At 60.6% G+C, this 13,261-nt stretch carries 13 protein-coding genes and 1 pseudogene; 13 read left to right on the forward strand and 1 reads right to left on the reverse strand.

Features of this window, described 5'->3' with window-relative positions; genetic code table 11:
* The 3 genes from FT726_RS23365 to FT726_RS23375 all read left to right on the forward strand — a co-directional run.
* Positions 1-108, forward strand: a 108-nt coding sequence (locus tag FT726_RS23365; protein WP_346303532.1) for a hypothetical protein, incomplete at its 5' end; no start/stop codon positions are given.
* Between the two features lie 166 nt (positions 109-274).
* A complete protein-coding gene (locus tag FT726_RS23370; RefSeq protein ID WP_288422491.1) occupies positions 275-952 on the forward strand; it encodes a glutamate racemase in 678 nt (225 codons plus the stop codon).
* 80 nt (positions 953-1,032) lie between these two features.
* Entirely contained in the window at positions 1,033-1,737 is a 705-nt protein-coding gene (locus FT726_RS23375) for a pirin family protein (RefSeq protein WP_058758586.1), read from the forward strand.
* A 116-nt stretch (positions 1,738-1,853) separates the two neighbouring features.
* Here FT726_RS23375 and FT726_RS23380 read toward each other — a convergent pair whose 3' ends face one another.
* The gene (locus FT726_RS23380; protein ID WP_021506001.1) at positions 1,854-2,312 is read right to left on the reverse strand and encodes an RpiB/LacA/LacB family sugar-phosphate isomerase; all 459 of its coding nucleotides are present in this window, start codon (positions 2,310-2,312) and stop codon (positions 1,854-1,856) included.
* Between the two features lie 433 nt (positions 2,313-2,745).
* On the opposite strand from FT726_RS23380, the gene FT726_RS23385 reads away from it, so the two are divergent.
* From FT726_RS23385 to FT726_RS23430, 10 genes and pseudogenes are all read left to right on the forward strand, one after another.
* Positions 2,746-4,080: an MFS transporter gene (locus tag FT726_RS23385; protein WP_058774655.1), complete on the forward strand. Its 1,335-nt coding sequence runs from the start codon at positions 2,746-2,748 to the stop codon at positions 4,078-4,080.
* Between the two features lies 1 nt (position 4,081).
* Entirely contained in the window at positions 4,082-5,827 is a 1,746-nt protein-coding gene (locus FT726_RS23390) for a dihydroxyacetone kinase family protein (RefSeq protein WP_346303529.1), read from the forward strand.
* A 2-nt stretch (positions 5,828-5,829) separates the two neighbouring features.
* Positions 5,830-6,606, forward strand: a complete 777-nt coding sequence (locus FT726_RS23395; protein ID WP_346303530.1) for a triose-phosphate isomerase family protein — start codon at positions 5,830-5,832, stop codon at positions 6,604-6,606.
* Entirely contained in the window at positions 6,603-7,421 is an 819-nt protein-coding gene (locus FT726_RS23400) for a sugar phosphate isomerase/epimerase (RefSeq protein ID WP_288422494.1), read from the forward strand. The genes FT726_RS23395 and FT726_RS23400 overlap by 4 nt, the downstream gene beginning before the upstream one ends.
* A complete protein-coding gene (locus tag FT726_RS23405) occupies positions 7,418-8,275 on the forward strand; it encodes a phosphogluconate dehydrogenase C-terminal domain-containing protein (RefSeq protein WP_088518233.1) in 858 nt (285 codons plus the stop codon). Before FT726_RS23400 ends, FT726_RS23405 begins: the two co-directional genes overlap by 4 nt.
* Positions 8,276-8,383: 108 nt before the next feature.
* Positions 8,384-9,349 (forward strand): sugar-binding transcriptional regulator, encoded by a 966-nt coding sequence (locus FT726_RS23410; protein WP_021506007.1) that lies wholly within the window; start codon positions 8,384-8,386, stop codon positions 9,347-9,349.
* A gap of 156 nt (positions 9,350-9,505) precedes the next feature.
* Positions 9,506-10,609, forward strand: coding sequence for an ABC transporter ATP-binding protein (locus FT726_RS23415; RefSeq protein ID WP_288422496.1), 1,104 nt, complete (start codon positions 9,506-9,508; stop codon positions 10,607-10,609).
* Positions 10,610-10,636: 27 nt separating this feature from the next.
* A complete protein-coding gene (locus tag FT726_RS23420) occupies positions 10,637-11,914 on the forward strand; it encodes an ABC transporter substrate-binding protein (RefSeq protein ID WP_031279080.1) in 1,278 nt (425 codons plus the stop codon).
* A 10-nt stretch (positions 11,915-11,924) separates the two neighbouring features.
* Entirely contained in the window at positions 11,925-12,836 is a 912-nt protein-coding gene (locus tag FT726_RS23425; protein WP_346303531.1) for a sugar ABC transporter permease, read from the forward strand.
* A pseudogene (locus FT726_RS23430) lies at positions 12,833-13,261 on the forward strand (carbohydrate ABC transporter permease); the annotation flags it as partial. The gene FT726_RS23425 and the pseudogene FT726_RS23430, both read left to right, overlap by 4 nt.

Genomic DNA, 13,261 nt, shown 5'->3' on the forward strand with positions numbered 1-13,261 from the left:
TGGTCTAAAGCGCTGGACAACTATGCGCTGAACGATGATTTCGGCAGCGCGGGCTTTACCGCTGGCGGTAGCTGGAACTTTGGCGTACAGGCAGAAGTGTGGTTCTGAGACTACACTTCGCGCTAACCGGCTGAAGGAAGGTTGCACGGTGCGAGGCGTTGAAACGGCCTCGCACCGCATCCGGCGAAGCCTGCCAGCCAGCGGTAAAGCTGCATTCCGTCACCGATTGCGGCTATAGTGCAACGTACTGAACCTGAAGCGATAAGGAATCGTTGTGACCATTGCCTGCCTGCATACCGCCGCCAGTAATATTGCTATTTTTGATGACGCCGCGCAGTCGCTCTGCATTCCGCCTCAGCAAATCAGCCATCTGGTGATGCCACATCTGCTGGCAGAAGCAGAGCTCAGCGGTGGCATGACGCCGGCCCAGCAGCAGCGTCTGGAGCAGCTGTTACTCAGCCTGACGCCGTGGTTCGACGCGATACTGATTACCTGCTCTACCTTAGGCGCCGCCGCAGACAGCCTGCGCGATGCACAACAGCGCTGTGCGGTTTATCGCACTGACCGTATGCTGGCGGACGAAGTGCATCGCCGTGGCGCACCCGCGCTGGTGCTGTGTGCCGCGGAGTCTACGCTGCACAGCACACGCCAGCTGTTTTGCCCGGAGCGTCTGGCACCCGACCAGCGTCCGCAAGTCAGGCTTATCCCTGATGCCTGGGCCGCATTCAAAGCTGGCCGGCTGGACGACTATTACACACTGATCGCCGATGCCGTCGCTCAGGGACAGCAGCAGGGCGCGGTTCAGGTGGCGTTAGCGCAGGTGTCGATGGCCGGCGCCGCGTCGCGTTTTCCTGTGCCACAGCGGCCACTCACCAGCCCGCACCTGGCGCTCAGTTTCGTACTGCAGCAGGCTAAAGGCGCGGACGAAGGTCATTCAAAACCACTGATTTAAGCCAACAAAAAGCCCTACTGTTACGCAATTTTGCAGCCTTTATGATGGTCATCAGAATCTGATTTTTGAGGAAGCCACTGATGAACGTGATTAAAGCGCAGCGCGACCAGCTGTTTGAATACGGTCCCTTTACCATTCGCCGGCAGCGTCCGGGAGAACCACTGGGCGCGCTGGCAATTGTCGACCAGATGACGCTGAAGCCCGGCGCGATGGTACCGATGCGCCGCCATCAGGATGATGAGATTTTCAGCTATGTCTGGCGCGGCTCGGTGCAGTACCGGCGCGAGGAGGGAGAGACTCTCGCCCTCAACGGCAAACGCGCACTGCTGGTGAACGCGGGCAGTGGGGTACGTCATGAAGAGTCAGCACCGCTGATTGAAAGCGAAATGCTGCAGGCGTACATCCGCCCGGCAACCGGCGGCGGTGAAGGGCAGGTGCAGAGCGTGTACCGGGAAGAAGGGGCGGCGCTCAACCAGTGGACGCTGCTGGCCGGTCCGCAACACAGTGAGGCGCCGCTGACGCTGCGTCAGGCCGTTTACATCTATGACGTCAGGCTGGATCGTGGAGCACAGATCGAGGTGCCGCATTTGCCGGGTTATGCCAGCTGGGTCACGGTGCTGGAGGGTATTGCACGCACCGGGGATGTGCGACTGCAAAAGGGCGATGCGGTAAGCGATAGCGCTGCCTTGCCGGCTATCCACGGTGAACGCGACGCCCTGCTGGTCGCCTTTCTGGTGCAGCAGGATGCGCCTGCAGTGCTCAGCGGTACGCTAAGCGGCAGTTAAAACACCGGGTATGACACGGCTGGCATGCACTAAAGAGGCCAGTCGTGTCAGCGTGCCGCTGGCGATGTCACCCACTCAGGCGCTGCCGGCTTTGCAACTCAGCGCCCGATGACACATTATTTCGCGTGTGACACCTGTTCGTAGTAACCGATCTTCTCCACTTTGGCGGTCGAACCGCCCCCTTCAAACTCGGATGCCAGCCAGGCGTTAACGATGTTTTTCGCCAGTTCCGGCCCGATTACGCGTGAGCCCATGGTCATGATCTGCGCATTATTACTTTTGCGCGCGCGCTCGGCGGAGAAGGTGTCATGGCACTGCGCGGCGCGCACGCCTTCCACTTTATTGGCAACAATCGCGACGCCAATGCCGGTGCCACACAGCAAAATGCCGCGCTCAAACTGCTTTTGCTGCACCGCCGTAGCGAGCGCAAACGCCACGTCCGGATACATCGGGCGGTCATTTTGCGCGTCGTTACTGTAATCAGTTACCTGATAATCCTGCTCTTCCAGCAGCTTTTTAATGATGTTTTTCAAATCGATAGCCGCATCATCGGCACCAATAGCGATAGTTTTCATCACGTCTCTCCAGTGATACAGGGTCTGACACCTGCACATATGTTCGTCAGGTGATTAGATGTTCACTGATAGCCTGCCACAAAATCAAACACATGTTCAATGCATGTTCATATGATTTAGCGATCGACCACGCAAAATCTCGTGCCAACGCTGTCGTCATGGTCGCGCAGCGCCGCTCTGCTGCGAAAAATCCTGAAAATGTCGCTGAAATCAAATCTCATGCGCATTGTCACACTTTCGCCAACTGCGCTTGAGGAGCGAGCAAATATACGTGTAGTGTTCATTTGTTCGCATGACCCTATCCATGTACAAGAAGACCCATTGAGGACTCGAACATGTGTCATTTGCTTCTTACCTCGCATTCTGTCTGTCGCCAGCGCCGGTTTTGCGCCTGGCCAACACCGTCTCACTGCGCACGTTCCGGAGGTGCGTTATGAATCACTCTGCTGTCAGCGCGGTTGAGCAGACCGCAATCCGCAAGATCTCCTGGCGCCTGGTACCGTTTGTGGCGCTGATGTTCTTTATCAACTTCCTCGATCGCACCGCCATTTCCTTTGCCGGCCCAAATGGCATGACGCAGGATCTCGGCCTCAGTGCGCTGCAGTTTGGTCTCGCCTCCGGTATCTTCTTTATTGGTTACATCCTGCTGGAAGTGCCCAGCAACCTGGCGCTGCATAAGTTCGGCGCGCGGCGCTGGCTGGCGCGCATCATGATCAGCTGGGGCATCGTCTCGCTGCTGTTTACCTGGGTCAGCAGTGTCGAAGGGCTGTACACGCTGCGCCTGCTGCTGGGGATTGCCGAGGCCGGTTTCTTCCCGGGCGCCATCCTTTATCTCAGCCTGTGGGTGCCGGCGCGCCACCGCAGCAAAATTCTCTCGCTGTTCTACCTGGCACAACCGCTGACGGTGGTATTTGGCGCACCGCTGGCTGCCTCGCTGATTGAGCAGCACGGCCTGTTTGGCCTGGAGGGCTGGCGCGTAATGTTTATGGGCGTATCGCTGCCGGCGATCCTCATCGGGATTGTGGCGCTGTTCTGGCTGGTGGACTCGCCGCGTCAGGCGAAGTGGCTGAATGACGACGAGAAAAACTGGTTGATAGCCGAACTGGAAGCGGAACATCAGCACAAGCAGGGCCAGCACCCGCACAGCGTGCGTTCGGTGATGGGCAACAGCCGCGTGTGGATGCTGTGCCTGATCTACTTCGGCTTTATTTACGGCCTGTACGCGCTGGCGTTCTTCCTGCCGACCATTATCGCCGGCTTCCAGCAGCAGTTTGGCACCACCTTCAACGTGATGCAGAAAGGGCTGATCACCGGCGTGCCGTACCTGATCGCCGCCGTCGTGATGTTTTTCTGGTCGCGGGATGCCGCGCGGCGTGGCTGTAAAACCTGGCACATCGCGATTCCTGCGGTCGCGGGTGGCGTCAGCGTACCGCTGGCGCTCTACATGGATTCACCGTTTACCACCATCCTGGTGATCGCCGTAACGGCCAGCGCCATCTTCGCCGCATTGCCCAATTTCTGGACGCTGCCAACGCAGTTCCTGACCGGCGCATCGGCAGCGGCGGCGATTGCGCTGATTAACACCCTGGGCAACGTGGCGGGTTTTTCCGCCGGTTACATCACCGGCGCACTGCATGATGCCACTCACAGTTATGTGTTACCGATGTTCGTGGTCGGCGGTTTTATGCTGCTCTCCGCTGTATTGATGCTGTTTCTCAATCGCCGTCGCGCGCAGCCTCTGCCAGCCTCATTTGTACAGGAGCAATAACATGACGTACCTGTTTAACCAGCCATCCGCGTTTGCCGCGGAACTGATCGAAGGCTTTGTGGCCGCCAACGCCGATAAAGTACGCCAGGTGAGCGGTGGTGTGGTGCGCAGCACGCGCAGCCAGCCGGATACCGTGGCGGTGATTGTCGGTGGCGGTTCCGGTCACTATCCCGCCTTTGCCGGATTGGTCGGCCAGGGCCTGGCGCACGGGGCGGCAATGGGCAATCTGTTCGCTTCGCCGTCGGCGCAGCAAATCTATAACGTCGCGCGCGCGGCGCATAACGGCGCGGGTGTGCTGTTGCTGTTTGGAAACTATGCCGGTGACGTGCTGCATTTTGGTCAGGCGTGCGAGCGGCTGCGCGCTGAGGGTATTGCCTGTGAGGTGCTGGCGGTAACGGATGATGTGTCCAGCGCCAGCCACGATGAGCGTCTGAAGCGACGCGGCGTCGCTGGCGATCTGTGTGTGTTTAAAGTGGCTGCGGCCGCGGCAGAAGCGGGTGACAATCTGGCTACGGTGCTGAAAAAAGCGCAGCACGCCAACGATCGCACCCGCACCTTCGGCGTGGCATTTTCCGGCTGTACGCTGCCGGGCGCTGCGCATCCACTGTTTGAGGTAGAGAAAGGGCGGATGGCGCTCGGGCTGGGCATCCACGGTGAGCCGGGCATCAGCGAAACGGCGGTGCCGCGCGCCGACGAGCTGGCAGAAATCTTTGTCGACCGACTGCTGAGTGAGCGGCCAGCGGATGTGGCACAGGTGGCGGGACAGCGCGTGGCGGTAATCCTCAACGGTCTCGGTTCAGTCAAGTATGAAGAGCTGTTTGTGGTGTATCGCCGCATCGCCCAGCTGCTGTCGGCGGCGCAGTTGCAGGTGGTGGAGCCGGATGTCGGCGAATTCGTCACCAGTTTTAACATGGCAGGCGTCTCGCTGACGCTGATGTGGCTCGATGATGAACTGGAAACGCTGTGGCGCGCGCCGGCCAATACGCCGGCCTACCGCAAAGGCAGCGTCCTGATTGCCGAACCGCTCAGCGCCGCCGAGTGCGAAGAGATCCGTGAAGAGGCGTTACCGCAGGCCAGCACCACATCACAACACAGCGCCCGGCGCGTTCTTGAACTGCTGGAAGCGGTGGCGGTGATGATTCAGCGTCATGCCGGCCAGCTGGGCGACATTGATGCGGTAGCGGGCGACGGCGATCACGGCATTGGTATGGAGCGCGGCGTACTCGGCGCGGTAGAAAAGGCGCGTAAGGTGGCCGCGCGTGGCGCCGGCGCTGGCAGTCTGCTGTGTCGCGCCGCCGATGCCTGGGCGGATAAAGCGGGCGGCACGTCCGGGGCACTGTGGGGCGTGGCACTGACCGCGCTCGGCACCGCGCTGGGCGACAGCGCGGCAGCGGATGCACCACGCGTCGCTGCCGGCGTCCGGGATGCCAAAGAGGGCATTATGCACTTCGGCAAAGCGCGCGTCGGTGATAAAACCATGGTTGACGTGCTGGTTCCGTTTAGCGACACGCTGAGCGCTGCGGTCGCGCAGGGCGCATCACTCACCGAAGCCTGGTTACGTGCGGCAGCGGTGGCGGAGCAGGCCGCGCAGGCCACCGCACAGCTGGTACCGAAAGTGGGGCGTGCGCGGCCGCTGGCTGAAAAAAGCGTTGGCACGCCGGACGCCGGTGCGGTTTCACTGGCGATGATCGTCAACACCGTTGGCAATCTGTTAAAAGAACACAGTGCATCTGAACAGGGAGCGTAATTATGGCTCAGCCTAAAATCTGGCTTGGCGTCAGCCTGAAAATGTATTTCGGCTATCAGCAAACGCTGGCGTGGTGTCGCGAGGTTGCGACGCTGGCGCAGCATCCGGCAGTGCAGCGCGGTGATGTCGGGCTGTTTGTGCTGCCCGCTTATCCGGCCATCCCGGCGGTAACGGAGATCTTTGCCGGCACGCCGGTGCGCGTCGGCGCGCAGGACGTGTGTCAGGCGGAAAACGGCGCCTGGACCGGTGAGGTCAGCGCCAGCATGCTGCAGGAGCTGGGGTGCTCACTGGCGGAGATCGGTCACGCCGAACGCCGTCGCCATTTTCATGAAGATAAAACGCAGATTGCCGGCAAAGTGGCGATGGCGCTGCGTTATCGCCTGACCCCGGTGCTGTGCATCGGTGAACCGCAGCAGGGCACGCCTGAGCAGGCGATTGCGCTGTGCCAGCAGCAGCTGCAGGAGGCGCTGGCGGAGGCAGTACAGCACAATCTGCACGGAGAAGTGTTGTTTGCTTACGAACCGCAGTGGGCCATTGGCGCACCGCAGCCGGCGCCGGACAGCTACATCCGCGCGGTGTGCAGCGGGCTACAGCAGCTGACGACGCCAGACGGCATCAAGCTGCGGGTGATTTACGGCGGCAGCGCCGGGCCGGGTCTGATTCAGCGCCTCGGCGACGACGTCAACGGCCTGTTCCTCGGCCGCTTTGCCCACGATCCGCAGGCGCTGGCGCAAATCGTGCAGGAAGCCAGTGCGCTGGCTGAGGAGCTGCCGTCATGAGCCGCATTGGACTCAGTACCTACGCCTTTTTCTGGCGCATGTCGCCCCAGGTGCCACAGCCGCTCACGCTGGCGCAGATGCTGCAGCACACCGCCGATCTCGACGTGTCGGTATTTCAGATTTGCGACTACCCGGCAATTGAGCAGTGGTCAGATGAACAGCTGCTGGCGCTGCGTCAGCAGGCGGATGCACTTGGCATCACGCTGGAGCTGGGTACGCGCGGTCTCGGCAGCGCGCACCTGCGCCGCTATCTGCACATCGCCGCCATTCTCGACGCGCGCGTGGTGCGCTCCATGTTCAACACCGCCGATCACCGGCCATCGCTGGATGAAGCGGCCATTCTGATTGCTGCCGTGCTGCCGGATTTTGCTCGCCAGCAGGTGCGGCTGTGCCTGGAAACCTACGAGCAGGTCAGCAGCGCGGCGATGATGTCGGTGATCAACCGCTTTCTCTCGCCGTGGCTGTGCGTCTGTCTCGATCCGGCCAATTGCGTCGCCGGACTGGAACTGCAGGAGCAGGTGATCGCCAATACCGCTGCGCGCGTCGGCAATCTGCACATCAAAGATTTCGCCTTTACCCGCCGTGCCGGCTGGGTCGGTTTTACCCTGGCCGGCTGTCCGATGGGCGAAGGGAAGCTGGATTATGACCGGCTGATCGCCAGCGTGCGGCCGGCCGATCGCGACATCAACCAAATCATCGAACACTGGTTGCCGTGGCAGGACAATGCCGCGCAGACCTGCGCGCGGGAAGCCGAATGGACCCGCCGCGCCGTTGAATTCCTACGCAGTAAACAAGATCAGGAGTCGTTAACATGAGCAAGGCATTGAAAACCATCACCGTGATCGGCGCAGGCGGCAAAATGGGCATGCGTATTTCCGCTAATTTGCAGCACAGCGCTTATCAGGTGTTTTACTGCGAGAATTCACCGCAGGCGCAGCAGCAGGTGACTGCACAGGGACGCGAGCTGTCGGATGCCGCGTCGGTGGTGCCGCTGAGTGACGTGGTGATCCTCGCCGTGCCGGATATCGTACTGGGCAAAGTCTCGCAAAGCGTGGTGCCACAGATGCAAAGCGGTGCGGTGCTGCTGACGCTCGATCCGGCCGCGGCCTACGCCAACCTGATCGCCCAGCGTGACGGCATCGAGTATGCGGTCGCGCACCCGTGCCATCCGTCGGTATTTCTTGCCCGCTACACCAAAGAGGAGCACGCCGATGCGTTTGGTGGCGTCGCTGCCGTCCAGCACGTCGCGGCAGCCTGGGAAAGCGGCAGCGCTGAACAGAAGGCAGAGCTGAGTAAGGTGATTAGCGTGATGTACGGCCCGGTTGATCAGGTGCACTGGGTCACGGTGACGCAACTGGCGTATCTGGAACCGACGCTGGTCGAAACCGTCGCCTGCATGGTCGGTGCCTTCATGAAAGAGGCGCTGGATGAAACGGTGAAACACAGCGGCGTCCCGGAAGAGGCAGCGAAGGCCATGCTGTACGGCCATATTCAGATTGCGCTGGCGGTGGCTTTCCGCGCCACCAACCCGTTCTCGGACGCCTGCATGATCGCGATGGAGTATGGCCGCGAGAAGATCATCAAACCGGACTGGAAACAGATCTTCGACCAGCAAGAGCTGGATAAGGTTATTGCCCGCATGCTGAAAATTGACGCCATTCAGCGTTAAGCGTGACAGCAGCGGCGACTCGCGGCGTTGCTGGCTGGCGAAGCGAGTCGCATCAATGATATAACTCCCTGCTGAGCACTCCGCACGACGATACAAGACAGGTAACGGATGGAAAAAAACACGCTTTCTCAGGACTCCGAGCTGCTGACGGAAATTGCCGTCGCCTACTATCAGGACGAAATCACCCAGGAGGAGATTGCGCGTAAGTTTGGGATTTCCCGTATCAAGGTGGGGCGACTGCTGAAACGCGCGCGTGAAGAGGGCATCGTCGAGATTAATGTGCGCTACCATCCGGTGTTCAGTACGCGGCTGGAACAGCAGTTGCAGACGCGCTTTCCCCATCTGCAGCGCGCGCTGATTGCCCTCGATTCGCCAGACAGCGACGAGCAGCGGCGTCAGGTGGCGGCGCTGGTGTCGGCGCATCTCGCGCAGTCGCTGAAAGACAATGCTATTGTCGCCGTGGGCCAGGGGCGCAACGTGGCGGCCGTCGCCGATTATCCCGGTCAGGTGCCGACGCGCAACTGCCTGTTTATCAGCGGCATCGGCGGCACCCATCGTCCGGGGGATGCCATCAACGCGGACCACATCAGTCGCCGGCTGGCCAAAAAGTTTGGCGGCATCAGCGAAACCCTGTACGCCCCGGCTTACGTCGAAAACCGGGCGCTGCGTGACGCTTTCATGCAAAACGGCACCATCAAAGAGACGCTCGACCGCGCGCGCAAAGCGGATGTGGCACTGGTGGGCATCGGCGACATGAACGAAAACAGCTATATGGTGAAGCTCGGCTGGTTCACACCGCATGAGATCATTGATGCCAGCGTCAATCAGGGCGTGACCGGTGATGTGGCCGGCTATGATTTTTTTAATGCTCAGGGCCAGCACGTGGATACGGTGATGAACGACCGGGTAATTGGCCTGAGTATCGACGAGCTGCGTAAAATTCCCTGCGTGATTGCCATTGCCGCTGAAAACACCAAAGCCATGGCGATCCTCGGCGCGCTGCGTACCGGCGCTATCGACATCATTGCCACCACGGCGCAGAACATCCGCACCATTCTGAGCATGTCGCAGTAACGCATAAACGCCTGCCCGGCGCGGCCTGCGGGCGTGCCGGGTGAGGGGGATGCTGCGCCAGGTCGCCGTCCATCACCCAACCGTCACGTCAGCGCCATAAATCTTTCATCCGCCTCAGCTAGCTTACCGCCATTCTGATTTCAGGACTGCGGATGCATGAGCCATCTCTCGCTGCAACACATCACCAAAACCTGGGGCGATAAAATCGCGCTGCAGGATATCAGCTTCGACGTGGCGCAAGGCAGTTTCGTCGCACTGCTGGGGCCTTCAGGCTGCGGTAAATCGACGCTGTTGCGCACCCTCGCCGGGCTGGAAACGGCCGACAGCGGCCGCATTTATTTCAATCACACTGACGTCACGCCTCTGCCACCGGCGCAGCGCAAGCTGTCGATGGTGTTTCAGTCTTACGCACTGTTTCCTCACCTGAGCGTGCGGGAGAATCTGCTGTTTGGCCTGAAGGCGCGCGGTGAAGATAAGCAACAGTTTGCCGCCCGGCTGGCGCAGGTCAGCGCACTGCTTGAACTGGAACCGCTGCTGGCGCGCCTGCCTTCACAGCTCTCCGGCGGGCAGCAGCAGCGCGTAGCGCTGGGCAGGGCGGTGATCGCCAACAATACGCTGTGCCTGATGGATGAGCCGTTATCCAACCTGGATGCCAAACTGCGTCAGAGCATGCGGCGCGAAATCCGCGCGCTGCAAAAGCAGCTCGGGCTGACCATGTTATACGTCACCCACGATCAGACCGAAGCGATGAGCATGGCCGATCACATCATTCTGCTCAACGATGGCCGCATTGAGCAGCACGGCACGCCAGACCAGCTCTACAACCAGCCGGCGAGCTGTTTTGCCGCGCAGTTTATTGGCGCACCGCCGATGAATATCCTGCCACTGCACAGCAAAGGCGCGCATCACTACCTCAGCCATCTCAGCACACCGCTCCTGACCTATGCCGGCGAAACGGCGCTGAGTCTGGGCCTGCGCGCGGAGGATATCCAGCTGGTCGCCCCGCAGCAGGCCGCGCTGAGTGCACGGGTAGTGAGCTACGAATACATGGGCGCGGATACGCTGCTGGTCTGTCGGTTGCCCGGCATCACGGAATCACTGACCGTCAAAGTGCCCGGCCTGCAGCGCTTCACGGATGACAGTCTGGTCGGCCTGCACTGGTCCACCAGCCGGCAATACCTGTTTTCCACCACCTCCGGCCAGCGCTGTGTCGCTGCCGAACACCCGATGTTGCTCGCTGAGAAAAAATACGCTGTTTAACCGTTGTCGTTTATTCAAGGGAAAATCATGTCTGCGATCCGTTTCTCGCCTCTGGCTTGTGTCGTTATGCTGTGTGCCTCCGCGTCAGTGTTTGCTGCTGAGCCGGTGAAGTTACAGATGTACTATCCGATTGCGGTCGGCGGTAAAGTCAGCCACACCGTGGAAGCCCTGGTGGCGGATTTTGAAAAACAGCACCCTGAGATCAGCATTCAGCCGGTCTACACCGGCGATTACGCCACCACCGTGACCAAAGCGCTGACGGCGTTTCGCGGCGGTAACGCACCGCAGCTGGCGGTGATGGGCGATATTGAAGCCTGGTCGCTGATGGATGCCGGTGCCATCGTTGCCGCCAGCGATTTAGCCCCGGGTGAAGAGGGCAAACAGTGGATCGACAGCTTCTATCCGGCCTTTCTGCGTCGCATTGAGGGCAAAGTGTGGGGCGTGCCTTTTCAGCGCTCAACCGTGGTGATGTACTGGAACAAACAGGCATTTGAGAAAGCCGGTCTCGATCCGAATACACCACCCGCCACCTGGCAGCAGGTGGTGGCATTCAGCAAAAAACTGACGCTGAAACAGGCCAGCGGCGTCAGCCAGTGGGGCATTGAGATCCCTTCCACGCCGAACGGCTACTGGAATTTCCAGGGGCTGGCTGCCACCAATGGCGGACGGCTGGATAACGGCAAGGGCAACGCCGTGTATTTCAACACGCCGGGCAACGTGGAAACCCTGCAGTGGCTGACCGATCTCGGCCAGAAAGAGGAAGTCTCGCCGAAGGGTGCGATTGCCTGGGGCACCACGCCGCAGGATTTCATCAGCGGCAAAACGGCCATGATGGTCACCACCACCGGCAACCTGACCAACGTGCACGACAACGCGACCTTCCCGTTTGGCGTCGCCATGCTGCCGGAGAAAACCCAGCGCGGCAGCCCGACCGGTGGCGGCAACCTGTACGTGTTCAAAAGCGCCTCACCGGCGCAGCAGCAGGCGGCGATGCGCTTCATCCGCTGGGTCACCGCACCGGAACAGGCCGCGCGCTGGAGTATCGCTACCGGCTATGTCGCCACCTCGCCGGCAGCGTGGGACACGGCGGCAATGAAAGCCTATGTGCAGCAGGTGCCTCAGGCACTGGTGGCGCGTGAGCAGCTGAAGTATGCCCAGCCGGAACTCTCGACCTACAACAGCGTGCAGATTCAGGACGCGCTCAATCACGCCATTGAAGCAGCGGTGACGCAGAGCAAAACCCCGGCCCAGGCGCTGGCCGATGCGCAGAAACAGGCTGACCGCCTGCTGAAAAACTATCAGTGACGGCCGCGTGATGAGCTCATTCTCTGTCAGCGCCGCCACGCTGCGCCCGCGCGGGTGGTCATTGCAGCTCAGCGGCTATTTGCTGCTGCTGCCCGCGCTCAGCTTCCTGCTGCTGTTTACCCATTATCCGGCGCTGGCCACGCTGTGGCAGAGCCTGTTCAGCGCCGCGCGCGCTTCGCATCCGGCCCATTTTGTCGGGCTGGATAACTATCGCGCGCTGCTGGATGACGACATCTTTATGCAGTCGCTGTGGAATAACCTGCTGTATGCGCTGATCACCATTCCGCTGGCGGTGACGCTGGCGCTGCTGATGGCGCTGGCGGTCAATCGTCGGCTGCGCGGCAACGCGCTGGTGCGTGCGGCCTTCTTCATTCCGTCGCTGCTGCCGATGATCGCCATCGCCAATCTGTGGCTGTTTTTCTACACGCCACAGCTTGGCATCCTGAATAGCCTGCTGGCATGGTTTTCGCTACCGGCGGTCAACTGGCTCGGCGAGCCGGATACCACGCTGTACTGCCTGATGGCGGTTTCGGTATGGCGCGAGGCGGGCTTTTTCATGATCTTTTATCTCGCCGCGCTGCAGCAGATCGATCCGCGCCTCAGCGAAGCCGCCGCCATTGAAGGCGCATCGCGCGGTTACTTTTTCCGTCGCGTGCAGTGGCCGCTGCTGCTGCCAACCACGTTGTTTGTGCTGATCAACGCCTCGATGAACGCCTTCCGCATTGTCGATCAGGTGATTGCCATGACCAATGGCGGCCCAAACAACAGCAGTAGCCTGCTGCTGTTTTATATCTATCGTACCGCGTTCAGTTTCTGGGACATGTCAGCCGCGTCGGCCATGACGGTAGTGCTGCTGGTGATCCTCGGATCGATTGCGTTGATCAAATTTCATCTGCTGGACAAGCGAGCCCATTATCAATGAAAGCTGCATCCTCTCCGGGCGGTTTTGCGCTCAACCTGCTGATTTGGCTGGCCGCGCTGCTGTGGAGCTTGCCGATGCTGGTGGCGCTGTGGATTGCCATTCATCCGGCCGCCGGACAGGGGCACTTTTCGCTGCTGGCGCCGCTGACGCTGGCGAACTTCATCAATGCCTGGCACGCGGCACCGTTTGCCCGCTACTTCCTCAATACCACGCTGCTGGTGCTGATGATTGTGGTGGTCCAGCTGGTGCTGGCCACGCTGGCCGCTTATGCACTGGTGCGATTCCGCCTGAAATTTTCCGGTTTCCTCTTCGCGCTGATTCTGCTGCAGCTGATGATCAGCCCGGATGTGCTGATTCTGAATCATTACCGCACCATCAGCGCGCTCGGGCTACGCGATACCCTGACTGGCATTGCGCTGCCGTAC

Origin of the sequence: Pantoea sp. Morm (genome assembly GCF_016643525.1) — a bacterium.
Taxonomy (GTDB): Bacteria; Pseudomonadota; Gammaproteobacteria; order Enterobacterales; family Enterobacteriaceae; genus Pantoea; species Pantoea dispersa.